The organism is Vibrio halioticoli NBRC 102217 (genome assembly GCF_000496695.1).
GTDB classification, from domain to species: domain Bacteria; phylum Pseudomonadota; class Gammaproteobacteria; order Enterobacterales; family Vibrionaceae; genus Vibrio; species Vibrio halioticoli.
Genome location: NZ_BAUJ01000038.1, coordinates 14,987 through 30,709, shown reverse-complemented (window position 1 = coordinate 30,709; position 15,723 = coordinate 14,987). Strand labels below are relative to the sequence as shown.

The following is a 15,723-nucleotide window of genomic DNA, read 5'->3' as shown; positions in this document are numbered from 1 at the left end:
ATAATTTCCCGTCATTTAAAATGTAATTTAGTAATTGGAGTCCTCATGGCACGCGTAACTGTACAAGATGCTGTTGAAAAAGTTGGTAACCGTTTCGACCTTGTTCTAATTTCTGCTCGTCGCGCACGTCAAATGCAAACCGGCGGCAAAGATGCCCTAGTGCCAGAAGAGAACGATAAGCAAACAGTAATCGCTCTTCGTGAAATCGAAGAAGGTTTGATTACTAAGGAAATCTTGGACGCTAAAGATCGTCAAGAACAACAAGAGCAGGAAGCAGCAGAACTAGCAGCCGTAAGCAGCATCGCTCACACTCGCTAATCTGCACAACATTTCGTAACCTTTTAGGCCCGTAATTTGTATCTATTTGATAGCCTTAAAGATGTTGCCAAAGAATATCTATCAGAGCCTCAAATTGAGGCTCTACGACATTCTTACTCGGTAGCAAAAGATGCCCACGAAGGGCAGACTCGCTCTAGCGGTGAACCTTACATCATCCACCCTGTGGCTGTTGCAAGAATCCTCGCTGAAATGCGCCTTGATCTTGAAACCCTACAAGCTGCTCTACTTCATGATGTCATTGAAGATACAGAAGTTACCAAAGAAGAACTTGAAAACCTCTTTGGTACTGCTGTTGCTGAGCTAGTGGATGGCGTTTCTAAACTCGACAAGCTGAAATTCCGAGACCGTAAAGAAGCCCAAGCGGAAAACTTCCGTAAAATGGTGCTGGCTATGGTTCAGGATATTCGCGTTATCTTGATTAAACTCTCTGACCGTACGCACAACATGCGCACTCTGGGAGCACTTCGTCCTGATAAACGTCGTCGCATTGCTCGAGAAACTCTAGAGATCTACTCACCTCTTGCTCACCGTCTGGGTATCCATAACATTAAAACTGAGCTCGAAGAGCTTGGCTTTGAAGCCCTCTATCCAAACCGTTATCGCGTATTAAAAGAAGTGGTGAAAACCGCTCGTGGTAACCGTAAAGAGATGATCCAACGTATCCACTCAGAAATTGAGGGACGTATGGAAGAGTGCGGTATCAAGTTTAGGGTTTTAGGTCGCGAGAAAAACCTCTATTCCATCTACAACAAAATGAAGACCAAAGAACAGCGTTTCCATACCATTATGGATATTTACGCGTTCCGAGTCATTGTTGATAATGTCGATACTTGCTATCGCGTATTGGGTCAAGCACACAGCTTGTACAAACCACGCCCTGGCAAGATGAAAGACTACATTGCAGTACCAAAAGCCAATGGCTATCAGTCACTGCACACCTCTATGGTTGGCCCACATGGCGTTCCTGTTGAAGTACAAATTCGTACTGAAGACATGGACCAAATGGCAGACAAGGGTGTCGCGGCGCATTGGTCTTATAAGAGCAACGGTCAACGCTCTGGTACAACAGCACAAGTCAAAGCGCAACGTTGGATGCAAAGTTTACTTGAACTACAACAAAGCGCAGGTAACTCATTCGAATTTATCGAAAATGTTAAATCCGATCTGTTCCCTGATGAAATCTACGTATTTACACCAAAAGGTCGTATCGTAGAGCTTCCTGTTGGCGCAACTGCGGTTGATTTTGCCTACGCGGTGCATACTGATGTTGGTAATACCTGTGTCGGTACTCGTGTTGACAGAAATCCATATCCTTTAAGTAAAGCTCTGAAGAGTGGACAAACCATAGAAATCATTAGTGCGCCGGGTGCCAGACCTAACGCCGCTTGGTTGAACTATGTAGTCACTTCACGCGCGCGCACTAAGATCCGTCAGGTTCTTAAAACCATGCGCCGAGAAGACTCTGTCGCCTTGGGCCGCAGACTGCTTAATCACGCTTTGGGTCGTCACTCAATTGAAACTATTTACCCAGAAAACGTCACTCAAGTCCTTAGCGATCTTAAACTAGATAGCGTTGACGATATGTTAGCGGCTATTGGTCTTGGTGAGCTAATGAGTATTATCGCGGCACGTCGATTGCTTGGTGATGCAGACTCTCTCACAGAGACCAGTTCTGTAGAGCCTCGCTCTGAGAAGAAACTCTCTATCAAAGGTGCTGACGGTATTCTTCTGACTTACGCGAACTGTTGTCACCCAATTCCAGGGGATCACATTTTAGCGCACGTTTCTCCGGGTCGAGGTCTGGTTATTCATAGAGAAGCCTGTCCAAACATCCGTGGTTATCAGAAAGAACCTGATAAATACATGGCGGTTGAATGGGCAGACAGCCACGAGCAAGAGTTTATCACCGCTCTGCAAATTGATATGCAAAACACCCAAGGTGCACTAGCAGGATTAACCAATGTTATTTCTCGCACTGGGTCAAATATCCACGGCATCTCAACAGAAGAAAAAGACGGCCGTTTATACATGGTCACTCTCTCTTTAACAACCAAGAACAGGGTTGATCTTGCGGGCATCATGAAGAAGATTCGTGTCATGCCACAGGTATTAAGAGTTCGTCGTCGCCGTAGGTAAAAATGAGTCCAGAGCGTTATCAAAAAATCGTTGCTGTTCTAAATTCACGTCAGGTTGATCTGACTCTTTGTTTAGAACAAGTCCACAAGCCTAATAACGTATCTGCAGTGGTTCGCACTGCAGATGCGGCAGGTTTGCACAAAATTCATGCGGTGTGGCCGGATGAAAAAATGCAAACCTTAGGTCACACCTCAGCAGGTGCAAGAAACTGGGTAGAAGTTGAAACTCACCGTAGCACTCAAGAGGCTTATCAGAGTTTAAAAGCGCAAGGTATGCAAATACTGGTCACTAACCTCTCTGATAGCGCGGTCGATTTTCGAGAAGTGGATTACACCAAACCCACAGCAATTGTATTAGGTGGCGAGAAGCACGGCACCAGTGATATTGCGATAGAAATGGCCGACCAAGATATTGTCATTCCTATGGTAGGAATGGTGCAATCTCTAAACGTTTCTGTGGCTAGTGCTTTAATTTTGTTTGAAGCGCAACGTCAGCGTCACAACAAAGATATGTACAGCAACCCACCACTAAAACTGCCTGAGCAAGTGATTCACAAAACACTTTTTGAGCGCGGTCATCCGGTATTGGCCAAAGTGGCTAAACGTAAAAACTTACCATATCCACCCTTAGATGATGCTGGGGAAATTATTGCTGACCCAAGTTGGTGGGCAGAGATGCAACGTAAGTAATTGCTTACATCTACTCTACTGCACCAAGCATAGTAATTACTTACATCCAACCTCGTTCAGCAAACGACACCACTTCACCATCGCCAACCACAAAATGATCTAATATTCGGATATCCACCAGCGCTAATGCATCAATAAGACGTCGCGTAATGCGCCGGTCAGCTTGGCTTGGCTCTGCTACTCCTGAAGGGTGGTTGTGAGCTAAAATAATCGCGCAAGCATTATGCTGTAATGAACGTTTCACCACTTCTCTAGGGTAGACATTGGCGGCATCGATAGTCCCTTCAAACAGCGACTCATGATCAATCACCCGATGTTGATTGTCTAAAAACAGCACGTAAAACACTTCCCTTTGTTTATCTCGCAATAAACTCAATAAAAATAACTTAGTCTGCTGAGGGCTTGTTAAGGCATCGCCTTTCTCTAAAGTCTCGGCTAAATAGCGTTGTGTCATCTCTATAAACGCTTGCAGTTGTACGTATTTGGCTTGCCCTAACCCTTTATGCTGACAAAATTTCTCTTCTGACGCCGTCAACAAATGCCGCAGTGAACCAAACGATTTCAATAGGTAATCAGCCAACTCTAAAACATTCATTCCTTGGCAACCGGTACGCAAAAAAATCGCCAACAACTCAGCATCAGTTAACGAGTTCGGTCCTTGATTTATGAGTTTTTCTCGGGGAAGAGATTCCTTAGGCAAATCTTTTAATGTCATCACTACTCCTTGCTGATCATCTGCAAAAATGTAGTATTGACGCAGAATGAACATACCGACCTATATAGAGTACAAATTTGGCATCTAAGTCGCAGCCCATACGTCTACTTGTCAAACTCTAACTCCAGTACAATATATGGTATGGTTACCTTATTAATTTAATTGAGAAAATGAGCATGCAACCTCTTGAAGGTAAAAAAATAGTTCTCGGTATCAGTGGTGGTATCGCGGCGTATAAATGTGCTGAATTGACTCGACGCTTATCTGAACGAGGCGCTCAAGTCAAAGTTGTAATGACGAAAGCAGCTAAGGAATTTATTACCCCATTAACCATGCAAGCAGTATCAGGACATCCTGTTGCTGAAAGCTTATTAGACCCTGCAGCAGAAGCCTCTATGGGGCATATCGAAATTGCCAAATGGGCCGACCTAGTGCTACTTGCTCCCGCAACTGCCGACCTTATCGCACGTATGGCCGCGGGTATGGGTAACGACCTTTTAAGTACCTTTGTACTTGCCACTGACGCGCCTGTTGCGGTGTCTCCGGCAATGAATCAGCAGATGTACAGCAACCTTGCGACTCAAGAGAATATCGCCACTTTACGCCGTCGTGGAATGATAATTTGGGGCCCAGCTTCTGGTGAGCAAGCGTGTGGCGATGTCGGCGCAGGCCGAATGTTAGAACCGATGCAGCTAGTTGATTTATGTATTGCTCAGTTTCAACCCAAAATTCTGCAAGGTAAAAAAATTGCCATCACCGCTGGTCCAACCCAAGAAGCTATTGACCCAGTTCGATTTATCTCAAACCATAGCTCAGGGAAAATGGGCTTTGCTTTAGCCGAACAAGCGGCAAAACTAGGCGCTGAAGTCACGCTAATTAGTGGCCCGGTTAACTTACCTACGCCAAGCAATGTCAAACGCATTGATGTGCTAAGTGCTCAGCAAATGCATCAAGCCGCAGTTCAACACGCTACCGAGCACGATATTTTTATCGGTTGTGCCGCCGTTGCTGATTACCGCGCGGCAGAAGTTGCTGAACAGAAAATGAAAAAAGTTGCCGGCACTGATGAGTTGGTGATCCGCATGGTAAAAAACCCAGATATTATTGCCACCGTAGCAAGCTTGCCTGAAAACAGACCTTTTACTGTTGGTTTTGCTGCCGAAACACAAGATGTAGAAAAGTACGCGATGGATAAGCTTGCAAGAAAAAATCTAGATCTAATCTGTGCAAACGATGTTTCGCAAACTGGTATTGGCTTTAATTCTAACGATAATGTCCTCAGCCTTTACTGGGCGAACGGGCAGCAACACTTTTCTCTAGCCAGTAAGCAAATACTGGCTAAAGGCATCTTAGAACAAATTAATGAACTCACCCAATAAGCATAACGTCATGAAAGAAATTGATTTAAAAATCCTAGATTCACGTATTGGTAAGCAATTCCCATTACCTCAGTATGCGACTGAAGGCTCTGCTGGCTTAGATCTTCGAGCTTGCCTAGATGAAGCATTAATTGTCACCCCTGGACAAACCCACTTAGTACCAACTGGTCTTGCGATCCACATTGGAGATACTAGCTTAGCCGCTACGATTCTTCCTCGCTCAGGTCTTGGACACAAGCACGGCATTGTACTAGGTAACCTAGTCGGTCTTATTGACTCGGACTACCAAGGACAGTTGATGGTTTCAGTATGGAACCGTGGACAAGATACCTTCACTATTGAGCCGGGCGATCGTATTGCACAATTAGTGTTTGTGCCTGTCGTACAAGCTAAGTTCAACCTTGTGGATGATTTTAATGCCTCTGAACGAGGTGAAGGTGGTTTTGGTCACTCCGGTAAAAACTAACTGAAACCAATTTCTACAGTCAAAGAACAAACAAAAAAGGACGTAATAAATGACAGGCAAACGTAGTTCAAATCGTCGTGATGAGATTTTGCAAGCTCTTGCTTTGATGCTGGAATCTAGTGATGGAACGTCCAGAATTACTACGGCTAAATTAGCTCAACAAGTGGGTGTCTCAGAGGCTGCTCTTTATCGCCACTTCCCTAGTAAAGCCCGCATGTTTGAAGGTTTGATTGAGTTCATTGAGCAATCCGTTCTCTCTCGCATCAACCAAATCATGGATCAAGAAAAAGATACCATGGTTCGTTTGCATGAAGTGCTTCGCTTTATTTTGTTATTTACAGAGCATAACAAAGGGCTTTCTCGCATCCTTTCTGGTCATGCTCTAATGTTTGAGAATGAACGACTTAGAGATCGTATCAATCAACTGTTTAGCAAAATTGAAAGTCAGATAAAGCAAATTTTACGTGAGCGAGTGCTTCGCGAAGGTAAAGGTTTTGCCACTGATGAGAAAGTACTGGCATCAATTGTACTAAGCTATGTAGAGGGTCGCTTAAACCGCTTTGTTCGTAGTGACTTTGTTATCAAACCATCCGCTGATTTTGATGAATATTGGAGCATGTTAAATCAGCAACTAGCTTAATCTGTTGGAAAGAATATGGATAAATACGCCCCACCTAAGTTTTCAATCAAGCTACTGCATCCTAGATATTGGGTAGTTTGGTTTAGTTTTGGTGTTCTTGCTTTGTTTGTAAACCTAATGCCTTATTTTGTATTGCTTAAGGCAGGTCACGGTTTAGGTAAATTAGGCATGAAACTGGCAAAGAGCCGAGTGAAAGTGGCTAAACGCAATTTAGAGCTCGCCTTTCCAGAAAAATCCGCTGAAGAGATCACCCTTTTAGTAGAAGAAAACATAAAAAATACTGGCCTTGCCTTTATGGAAATGGGCATGACTTGGTTTTGGCCTACGTGGCGTCTAAAACGTCATATCCGTACGGTAAACTTACAGCAAGCAATTGATTTTGAAAATGAAGGTAAAGGCGTTCTGCTCTGCCACCCTCATACTCTTAATCTAGAAATTAGCGCTAGAGCTTTTGCCGCACTCGGTTATCCCGGCAGTGGTGTTTATCGCCCGAATAATAACCCTGCTTACGATTTGGTGCAGTACTGGGGGCGAACCCATAATGGTAACAAGCTGATCGACCGTAAAAATGTAAAAGAGATGATTCGCACTCTCAAGCGTGGCGAACGCCTATTTTACTTAGGAGACCATGATTACGGCCGCAACAAAGCTGTGTTTGTGCCTTTCTTTGCGGTGCAAGATGCTTGTACGACTACCGGAGCTAACCTGCTGTTTAATGCCACTGATTGTGCCATGATTCCAGTGACAGGTTTCCGCTATGAAAAAGGTCAATATGAGTTAAATCTTGCTGACTCCATCCACCAGCAATTTCCCAAAGACGATGTGGAAGCTGGAGCCATTTTGATGAATAAGGCTTATGAAGAAGTCATATTACGCAAAGTTGATCAGTGGATGTGGGTGCACAAACGTTACAAAACCATGCAAGATGAAAGCATACCTAGAGGTATTCGCTACAAATAGTCGCATTTAGGTAAGATATTCCACATTATTTGTACGGTTACATATCCTAAAAGTGTTAAGCTAGATTCTACTATCACAACATAAGTGGTTCTTTCCTGAGAGCCACTTATATTTTCGGTCATTACATGACCTCCCCGCCAGTCTAATCAGCTTGCATCTCACCTCTATTTAGGATCCTATGAGTAAATACGATAGCCCCACGTTTAGCATGAAATTGCTACATCCAATGTACTGGGGAGTTTGGTTCGGTTTTGGGTTATTGGCCTTAGTGGTTAATGTACTGCCATTTGCTCTGTTGCTTCCTCTAGGACGAACTTTAGGCCGAATGGCAATGCCATTTGCTAAAAGCCGCGTAAAAGTGGCTAGACGAAACCTGCAGTTAGCCTTTCCTGATATGCCTCAAAGTGAAATTGAGCGCATTGTTATCGAAAACTTCAAAAACACGGGCTTTGCTTTATTTGAAACAGGCATTACTTGGTTTTGGCCCACTTGGCGACTGAAACGACACATTAAAGTGCATAACGCTGAAGCGATTATCGAGTACGCAAAACAGAAAAAAGGAGTGTTGGTTTGTCACCCTCACGCTCTTAACTTAGAAGTTAGTGCGCGTGCTTTTGCTGTTTTGGGCTACCCCGGTCATGGTGTATATCGTCCTCATTCCAATCCTGCCTATAACTTAATCCAGTATTGGGGACGCACTCATAACGGCAACAAGGTGATTGATCGTAAGAATTTAAAAGAGATGATCCGCACCCTAAAAACTGGCGAACGTCTTTTTTACTTGGGCGATCATGACTATGGTCGTAAGAAGGCGGTATTTGTGCCCTTCTTTGCGGTTAAAGAGGCTTGTACAGTAACCGGTGCCAATATCCTTGCCAGAGCTACAGATTGCGCAATAATTCCCATGACAGGCTATCGTGACAGCGATGGGAAGTGGGAGTTGTACTTTGATGACCCTATCCACGAAAACTTCCCTATGGACGATGTAGAAGCTGGTGCGGCTTACATGAACAAAGCGATAGAAGTGACTATTTTACGTAAGCTAGAACAATGGATGTGGCTACATAAACGCTTTAAAACGCCTAAAGATGAAAGCCAAGCAAGAGGGCTTTTATACAAATAAGCCTTGTTGTGGGGTGTGGGTTGTGGCCATTGTCGTAGCGACCCATTACTTAAAAAATTATTCGTAATAAAAACGATAGATACAAAAAGGGTCGGAACCTGCTACTAACAAGTTCCGACCCTTATTTTATTCTAGTAATTTTTATTTGTGATACGGCTTAGATAAATCGTGTACCGCTTCAACAAAGACACCCGCATTTTCAGGTGGCACATCTAAGTGAATACCGTGGCCAAGATTAAATACATGACCAGTGCCTTCACCAAATCCTTCAAGAATAGTACCCACTTCCTGACGAATTCGCTCTGGCTGAGCGTATAAGATAGATGGGTCCATATTGCCTTGCAGGGCAACTTTATCACCGATACGTTTCTTCGCATCTGCAATATTAATCGTCCAATCTAGCCCAACCGCATCACAACCTGTAGCGGCAATTGACTCTAACCACATACCGCCATTTTTAGTAAATAACGTCACAGGAACACGGCGACCTTCATTCTCACGAATAAGACCATCGACAATTTTATGCATGTAACGCAGTGAGAACTCATTGTAATCACGAGGAGTTAGAACACCGCCCCATGTATCAAACACCATCACTGATTGTGCACCGGCTTTGATTTGTGCGTTTAGATACTCAATGACACTATCCGCTAACTTATCTAGCAATAGGTGTAGTGTCGCAGGCTCTGCATACATCATTTTTTTGATCTTAGTGAATGCTTTAGAGCTACCACCTTCGACCATGTAAGTGGCAAGAGTCCAAGGGCTACCTGAGAAGCCAATAAGTGGCACTTCACCTTGTAGATCTTTGCGAATTTGTCGAACTGCATTCATTACGTATTGCAGTTCACCTTCTGGATCAGGCAAGCCAATCTTGTCGACATCAGCCTTACAAGTAATTGGACGCTCAAACTTCGGGCCTTCCCCTGTTTCAAAATACAAACCTAAGCCCATTGCATCAGGAATGGTCAAAATATCTGAAAACAGAATTGCCGCATCTAAAGGAAAGCGACGTAAAGGTTGTAATGTTACTTCTGAAGCCAACTCGGCATTCTTGCACAGGGACATGAAATCACCAGCAACTGATCTTGTTGCTCGATATTCTGGCAGGTAACGACCTGCTTGACGCATCATCCATACTGGCGTGTAATCAACCGGCTGCTTCAATAAAGCTCGCAGGTAACGATCATTTTTTAGTTCAGTCATTTCTAGGCCTTACTTAGTCCCTAACTACGAAAGCGTTATGTTACCACTTTTAACTTATGAGCTGTAATTAAGGATTGCGCAGTTGATCAAGTTATACGTACTAAAATCTGAAGGTTAGCTATTGCTATGGGTTATCACGTTTACCGTGGCATCAATCAGTGCTTTAGCGATTGTGCCACTTGGAGCCACCTCAGGTAAGTCATCGTAATCACACCATTTTGCGTCACTGAGCTCATTGTAATCCGGCTTAATTTCCCCACTTTGATACTCAGCTAAAAAGCCCATCATCATGCTGCTAGGAAATGCCCAAGGCTGGCTACCAAAATATTGAATATTTTGTATCTCAATTCCCGTTTCTTCTTTCACTTCTCGTGCCACACATTGCTCTAAGGTCTCTCCCACTTCGAGAAAACCGGCAATCACGGTATACATATTGCCTTTGTGTCTTGGATGTTGTGCCAGCAAGATTTGTTGCTCTTTGCGTACAGCAACGATAATGCATGGAAAAATACGAGGATAATGAAGAGTGCGGCATTGCTGACACTGCATCGCCAGTTGGTTGTGGTTAAAGCTGTTTCTACCACCACAACACCCACAAAAGCGCTTAGTTTGTGTCATATGTCCATATTGAACCGCTTTGCTCACCAACAGGAACAACGGCTCAGGCAATTCTAATAACGCTCGCAGTGACACCATTGGTAATTCGGCTTCGATATCGCAATCATTCAGCCAATAGACAGGATGCCCCTCATAGAACCCTATTTTTATCGCACCATCAAGTGCTTGCCCCAAACCATGACCAAGTGACTCGGCGCAACCAAAAGGCACTTGCATATCTTGCATCCAGACGTCACTACCATTGACCACCAGCCAATAACCCATCATTTGATGTTTACTTTTTTTTAACATCTCATCATCTCTTTACTTGCAGTTCTACCATTTTACTGGCAATCTAAATCTATACCAGTCGCACAATGAATTGATTGAAAGCTGTTGGTGTAAAACATAATTTCGATATTAATATGGAACCCTCTCGTTGTATTCGAGAGCTTTACCTGACCGGTAAAGGATCATGAGGACATGGTCATGCTAAAGAAATTCAGACAAGTACAAGAAGAATGGGGTGGCTCAAGTGAGGTCATTGACCATTGGCTAGAGACGCGACAAGCGTTACTAGTGAGATACGTGAAACTTGCCGCATTACAGCCAGCTTCGGTTGCATCTAATGTGGTCACCTTGCCATCCAAAGAAGAACTTCACGAGTTTTCTCAACATCTCGTCGATTACATCTCTGAAGGTCACTTTAAAATCTATGACATGGTCATGGATAAGTGGAGCTCTACGGGCTTTCAGTCCACTGAGGAAATCAGCCACACCTACGCTAAGATTGTACTCACAACCGAACCTTTGCTGAGCTTTACTGATAAATATGCAGAAATCAGTGATGACGACCTACATGACTTTGAAAGTGATATGTCTAAGGTTGGTGAAGTGCTAGAACTTAGGTTTGAAGTAGAAGACCTACTTATTAAATTAATTGCCGATAGTCTAGCGATTCCACCCGGCGCTTAGAGTGCTACTTTGATAAAAAACCTAGGATGCCCACTGCTTCCTAGGTTTTCTTACGAGCTCGATACCCTCACCTAATCGGAAATTGATTAACCACTTGTCTGTTAGCACAGTACCTTTATATCTCCATTTTGCTCACACTATAATCTTTGAATTTCAGGCATTAAAAAAGGCACCCTAAGGTGCCTTTTTGCTATTCACTAGAAAGCCTGATTACTCGTCAGAGAAACCTGCGTTCAATAGTGCAGCTAGGTTATCCGTTGCTTGTTCAGCAGATGGACCCGCTTGATCTTCACGCTTAGCTTGACGATCTTGGTGGTAAGCAAAACCCGTACCCGCTGGGATCAGACGACCCACGATTACGTTTTCTTTCAGACCACGTAGCTCATCACGCTTACCAGAAACCGCAGCTTCTGTTAGTACGCGAGTTGTCTCCTGGAACGATGCCGCAGAGATGAACGACTCAGTTGCTAGAGATGCTTTAGTGATACCTAGTAGCTCACGCTCAAAGCCAGCTGGCTCTTTGCCTTCTGCTTCTAGGGCACGGTTAGCAATCTTAACTTGTGAGTATTCCACTTGCTCGCCAGGTAGGAACTCAGAGTCACCAGTGTGCGTAATAGTACACTTACGTAGCATTTGACGAACGATAGTCTCGATGTGCTTATCGTTAATCTTAACGCCTTGTAGACGGTAAACTTCTTGTACTTCGTTAGCGATGTACTGAGTCATAGCATGAATACCACGTAAACGTAGGATGTCATGTGGAGTCTCAGGACCATCAGCGATTACGTCACCACGTTCAACCTTCTCACCTTCGAATACGTTAAGCTGACGATGCTTAGGAATCATCTCTTCGTAAGTGTCTCCACCTTCACGAGTGATTACTAGGCGACGTTTACCTTTCGTTTCTTTACCGAATGACACAGTACCTGTGTGCTCAGCAAGAATCGCAGGCTCTTTCGGCTTACGTGCTTCGAATAGGTCGGCTACGCGTGGTAGACCACCGGTGATATCTTTGTTTCCGCCAGATTTCTGAGGGATACGTGCAAGAGTGTCACCAACGCCAACTTCAGCGCCATCTTCGATGTTTACAATCGCTTTACCCGGTAGGAAGTATTGAGCTGGCATATCAGTACCAGGGATCATTACATCGTTACCTTTGTCATCAACAAGCTTGATAGCTGGACGCATGTCTTTACCCGCAGCAGGACGTGCTGCTGGGTCAGTTACTTCACTTGAAGATAGACCTGTAAGGTCATCAGTGTGACGAGCAACTGTTACGCCATCAATCATATCAACGTACTGGATGCGACCTGCCACTTCAGTGATGATTGGCAGTGTATGCGCTTCCCAGTTAGCGATTACATAACCAGATTCAAGCTTAGCTGATTCGATATCGCTTTCTTTGATGTTAAGAACTGTACCGTACGGCAGTTTGTGTTTCTCTTTTGTACGACCTAACGCATCAACGATGGTTAGTTCAGACGCACGAGAAGTCACAACTAGTTTGCCTTCTTTGTTCACAACGAATTTAACGTTATGAAGGAAAGGAGTACCGTCGTTCTTAGTTTGAATGCTGTTCTCAGCAGCCGCTGTCGAAGCAGCACCACCGATGTGGAACGTACGCATTGTAAGCTGTGTACCAGGTTCACCGATAGACTGAGCAGCGATAACACCAACTGCTTCACCTTGGTTCACTAGGTGACCACGTGCTAGGTCACGACCGTAACACAATGCACAACAACCAAAGTCAGCGTCACAAGTAACTACTGAGCGAACTTTCATTCGATCTACAGAGTTCTCGTCCATTACCTGACACCACTTCTCATCAATTAGAGTATTACGTGGAATCAGAACTTCTTCAGTACCTGGTTTCAGAACGTCTTCAGCAACAACACGACCTAGAGCCAATTCAGAAAGTGGAACTTTAACGTCACCACCCTCGATATGAGGCATCATTTCAACACCTTCATGAGTGCCACAATCGTGTTCGTGAACTACAACGTCCTGTGCAACGTCTACTAGACGACGCGTTAGGTAACCGGAGTTCGCTGTTTTCAGTGCTGTATCCGCAAGACCCTTACGAGCACCGTGCGTTGAGATAAAGTACTGAAGTACGTTTAGACCTTCTTTAAAGTTCGCTGTGATTGGCGTCTCGATGATTGAACCATCTGGACGAGCCATCAGACCACGCATACCCGCTAGCTGACGAATCTGCGCTGCAGAACCACGAGCACCGGAGTCGGCCATCATGTAGATGCTGTTGAAAGACTCTTGTTGTTCTTCTTCACCATCACGGTTAATCACAGTTTCTGAAGATAGGTTATCCATCATTGCTTTCGCAACACGGTCGTTGGTAGACGCCCAGATATCGATAACTTTGTTGTAACGCTCACCCGCAGTTACCAAACCAGATTGGTATTGCTCTTGGATTTCGCGTACTTCTTCTTCAGCTGATTCAATCTCATCGTATTTAGCTTGAGGAACCACCATGTCATCGATACCAACAGATACGCCAGATAGTGCAGCGTATGCAAAACCTGTGTACATGATTTGGTCAGCGAAGACTACAGTGTCTTTCAGGCCAAGCTTACGGTAAGCCTCATCAAGAAGTTTAGAAATCTGCTTCTTACCTAGTTTTTGGTTTACTAGTTCAAACGGTAGGCCCGCTGGAACGATCTGCCAAAGCATTGCACGACCAACCGTCGTATCAAATAGCTTAGTTTCGGTAGTCAGATTACCTTCATCATCTTTGATGGTTTCAGTAAGACGAACTTTAACACGTGCGTGTAGTTCAGCGGTCTTAGTGCGGTATGCCTTTTCAGCCTCTTCTGGGCCAGCAAGGTACATGCCTTCACCTTTCACGTTGATCTTATCACGTGTCATGTAGTAAAGACCCAATACAACGTCCTGAGAAGGTACGATGATAGGATCACCTGACGCTGGCGACAGAATGTTGTTTGTCGACATCATCAGTGTACGTGCTTCTAACTGAGCTTCCAGAGTTAGAGGTACGTGTACCGCCATCTGGTCACCATCGAAGTCGGCGTTATATGCCGCACACACTAGTGGGTGAAGCTGAATCGCTTTACCTTCGATTAGTACTGGTTCGAACGCTTGGATACCTAGACGGTGAAGTGTAGGTGCACGGTTCAATAGTACTGGGTGTTCACGAATAACTTCGTCTAGGATATCCCAAACAACCGCTTCTTCGCGCTCTACCATTTTCTTAGCCGCTTTGATCGTTGTCGCTAGACCACGAAGCTCAAGCTTGCTGTAGATGAATGGTTTGAATAGCTCAAGTGCCATCTTCTTAGGAAGACCACATTGGTGCAGACGAAGGTATGGACCTACTGTGATTACAGAACGGCCAGAGTAGTCTACACGCTTACCAAGCAAGTTCTGACGGAAACGACCTTGTTTACCCTTGATCATATCAGCAAGAGATTTAAGAGGACGTTTGTTAGAACCTGTGATAGCACGACCGCGACGACCGTTATCTAGAAGGGCATCAACAGACTCTTGCAACATACGTTTTTCGTTACGTACGATGATGTCCGGAGCTGATAGCTCTAGTAGACGCTTCAAACGGTTGTTACGGTTAATAACACGACGGTATAGGTCGTTCAGATCTGAAGTCGCAAAACGACCGCCATCTAGTGGAACTAGTGGACGTAGATCTGGTGGAAGTACTGGAAGTACAGTCAGAATCATCCATTCTGGGTTGTTACCCGAAGAAACAAATGCTTCAACTAGCTTCAAGCGCTTCGTAACTTTTTTACGCTTAGTTTCAGAGTTAGTTGTTTCTAACTCTTCGCGCATTAGTTCAGCTTCTTGCACAAGATCCATGGTAGAAAGCAGATCTTTGATCGCTTCTGCACCCATCTTAGCAGTGAACTCGTCACCCCACTCTTCTAGCTTGTCTAGATACTCTTCTTCAGTAAGCATCTGACCTTTTTCTAGATCTGTCATACCCGGTTCTGTTACTACGTACATTTCGAAGTAAAGAACACGTTCGATATCACGCAGTGGGATATCCATTAGTAGACCGATACGAGACGGTAGTGATTTTAGGAACCAAATATGAGCTACAGGCGACGCCAGCTCGATGTGGCCCATACGGTCACGACGAACTTTAGTTTGTGTAACTTCTACGCCACACTTCTCACAGATAACACCGCGGTGCTTCAGACGCTTGTATTTGCCACATAGACATTCGTAATCTTTGACTGGGCCAAAAATACGCGCACAGAACAAACCATCACGTTCAGGTTTGAACGTACGATAGTTGATCGTCTCTGGCTTTTTCACTTCACCAAAAGACCATGAACGAATCATGTCCGGTGAAGAAAGACCGATTTTGATTGCATCAAATTCTTCAGTCTTGTGTTGTGCTTTAAGAAAGTTTAGTAAATCTTTCACTGTCAGCTCCTGCAAGGAGTTAAAAGGCGCTCGAGGAGCGCCCTCTTACCAAGTAATCACTTTTCTCTTATAAGAAAAG

Annotated in this window: 13 protein-coding genes; 9 read left to right on the top strand and 4 right to left on the bottom strand. The window is 44.4% G+C overall.

Features of this window, described 5'->3' with window-relative positions; translation table 11 throughout:
- Positions 1-45: 45 nt before the first annotated feature.
- From rpoZ to trmH, 3 genes are read left to right on the top strand one after another with little or no spacing between them, the layout of a single operon-like run.
- Complete coding sequence (rpoZ, locus tag VHA01S_RS11830; protein ID WP_017027279.1) at positions 46-318, top strand: DNA-directed RNA polymerase subunit omega; 273 nt, start codon at positions 46-48, stop codon at positions 316-318.
- A 36-nt stretch (positions 319-354) separates the two neighbouring features.
- Positions 355-2,475, top strand: a complete 2,121-nt coding sequence (gene spoT / locus VHA01S_RS11825) for a bifunctional GTP diphosphokinase/guanosine-3',5'-bis pyrophosphate 3'-pyrophosphohydrolase (protein ID WP_023404606.1) — start codon at positions 355-357, stop codon at positions 2,473-2,475.
- Positions 2,476-2,477: 2 nt separating this feature from the next.
- Entirely contained in the window at positions 2,478-3,164 is a 687-nt protein-coding gene (gene trmH, locus VHA01S_RS11820) for a tRNA (guanosine(18)-2'-O)-methyltransferase TrmH (protein ID WP_023404605.1), read from the top strand.
- Between the two features lie 40 nt (positions 3,165-3,204).
- Here the strand turns inward: trmH and radC are convergent, their stop codons facing one another.
- Positions 3,205-3,879 carry a RadC family protein gene (gene radC / locus VHA01S_RS11815; protein ID WP_023404604.1) on the bottom strand — a complete coding sequence of 225 codons (675 nt, stop codon included), beginning with the start codon at positions 3,877-3,879 and terminating at the stop codon, positions 3,205-3,207.
- A gap of 176 nt (positions 3,880-4,055) precedes the next feature.
- On the opposite strand from radC, the gene coaBC reads away from it, so the two are divergent.
- The 5 genes from coaBC (at position 4,056) to lpxL (VHA01S_RS11790) (ending at position 8,447) form a co-directional block, all read left to right on the top strand.
- The gene (coaBC, locus tag VHA01S_RS11810; protein ID WP_039970800.1) at positions 4,056-5,258 is read left to right on the top strand and encodes a bifunctional phosphopantothenoylcysteine decarboxylase/phosphopantothenate--cysteine ligase CoaBC; all 1,203 of its coding nucleotides are present in this window, start codon (positions 4,056-4,058) and stop codon (positions 5,256-5,258) included.
- A gap of 10 nt (positions 5,259-5,268) precedes the next feature.
- Positions 5,269-5,724 carry a dUTP diphosphatase gene (gene dut, locus VHA01S_RS11805; RefSeq protein WP_023404602.1) on the top strand — a complete coding sequence of 152 codons (456 nt, stop codon included), beginning with the start codon at positions 5,269-5,271 and terminating at the stop codon, positions 5,722-5,724.
- A 49-nt stretch (positions 5,725-5,773) separates the two neighbouring features.
- A complete protein-coding gene (gene slmA / locus VHA01S_RS11800; protein WP_023404601.1) occupies positions 5,774-6,364 on the top strand; it encodes a nucleoid occlusion factor SlmA in 591 nt (196 codons plus the stop codon).
- Positions 6,365-6,379: 15 nt separating this feature from the next.
- Positions 6,380-7,324, top strand: a complete 945-nt coding sequence (lpxL, locus tag VHA01S_RS11795) for an LpxL/LpxP family Kdo(2)-lipid IV(A) lauroyl/palmitoleoyl acyltransferase (RefSeq protein WP_023404600.1) — start codon at positions 6,380-6,382, stop codon at positions 7,322-7,324.
- 178 nt (positions 7,325-7,502) lie between these two features.
- Entirely contained in the window at positions 7,503-8,447 is a 945-nt protein-coding gene (lpxL, locus tag VHA01S_RS11790) for an LpxL/LpxP family Kdo(2)-lipid IV(A) lauroyl/palmitoleoyl acyltransferase (protein WP_023404599.1), read from the top strand.
- Between the two features lie 141 nt (positions 8,448-8,588).
- On the opposite strand, the gene hemE is transcribed toward lpxL (VHA01S_RS11790), so the two are convergent.
- Entirely contained in the window at positions 8,589-9,653 is a 1,065-nt protein-coding gene (gene hemE / locus VHA01S_RS11785) for a uroporphyrinogen decarboxylase (RefSeq protein WP_021714669.1), read from the bottom strand.
- 114 nt (positions 9,654-9,767) lie between these two features.
- On the bottom strand, positions 9,768-10,562 hold the full coding sequence (gene nudC / locus VHA01S_RS11780; RefSeq protein ID WP_023404598.1) for an NAD(+) diphosphatase: 795 nt from the start codon (positions 10,560-10,562) through the stop codon (positions 9,768-9,770).
- Positions 10,563-10,733: 171 nt separating this feature from the next.
- Between nudC and VHA01S_RS11775 the strand changes: the two genes are divergently transcribed.
- Positions 10,734-11,225 (top strand): Rsd/AlgQ family anti-sigma factor, encoded by a 492-nt coding sequence (locus VHA01S_RS11775; protein ID WP_023404597.1) that lies wholly within the window; start codon positions 10,734-10,736, stop codon positions 11,223-11,225.
- 210 nt (positions 11,226-11,435) lie between these two features.
- On the opposite strand, the gene rpoC is transcribed toward VHA01S_RS11775, so the two are convergent.
- Complete coding sequence (rpoC, locus tag VHA01S_RS11770; protein ID WP_023404596.1) at positions 11,436-15,644, bottom strand: DNA-directed RNA polymerase subunit beta'; 4,209 nt, start codon at positions 15,642-15,644, stop codon at positions 11,436-11,438.
- Positions 15,645-15,723: the final 79 nt, after the last annotated feature.

What these genes read in the sequence shown, in the direction of transcription:
- radC (WP_023404604.1), bottom strand. Translation starts at nt 3,879, where the DNA reads ATGACATTAAAAGATTTGCCTAAGGAATCTCTTCCCCGAGAAAAACTC.
- dut (WP_023404602.1), top strand. Translation starts at nt 5,269, where the DNA reads ATGAAAGAAATTGATTTAAAAATCCTAGATTCACGTATTGGTAAGCAA.
- coaBC (WP_039970800.1), top strand. Translation starts at nt 4,056, where the DNA reads ATGCAACCTCTTGAAGGTAAAAAAATAGTTCTCGGTATCAGTGGTGGT.
- rpoZ (WP_017027279.1), top strand. Translation starts at nt 46, where the DNA reads ATGGCACGCGTAACTGTACAAGATGCTGTTGAAAAAGTTGGTAACCGT.
- nudC (WP_023404598.1), bottom strand. Translation starts at nt 10,562, where the DNA reads ATGTTAAAAAAAAGTAAACATCAAATGATGGGTTATTGGCTGGTGGTC.
- trmH (WP_023404605.1), top strand. Translation starts at nt 2,478, where the DNA reads ATGAGTCCAGAGCGTTATCAAAAAATCGTTGCTGTTCTAAATTCACGT.
- lpxL (WP_023404600.1), top strand. Translation starts at nt 6,380, where the DNA reads ATGGATAAATACGCCCCACCTAAGTTTTCAATCAAGCTACTGCATCCT.
- lpxL (WP_023404599.1), top strand. Translation starts at nt 7,503, where the DNA reads ATGAGTAAATACGATAGCCCCACGTTTAGCATGAAATTGCTACATCCA.
- VHA01S_RS11775 (WP_023404597.1), top strand. Translation starts at nt 10,734, where the DNA reads ATGGTCATGCTAAAGAAATTCAGACAAGTACAAGAAGAATGGGGTGGC.
- hemE (WP_021714669.1), bottom strand. Translation starts at nt 9,653, where the DNA reads ATGACTGAACTAAAAAATGATCGTTACCTGCGAGCTTTATTGAAGCAG.
- slmA (WP_023404601.1), top strand. Translation starts at nt 5,774, where the DNA reads ATGACAGGCAAACGTAGTTCAAATCGTCGTGATGAGATTTTGCAAGCT.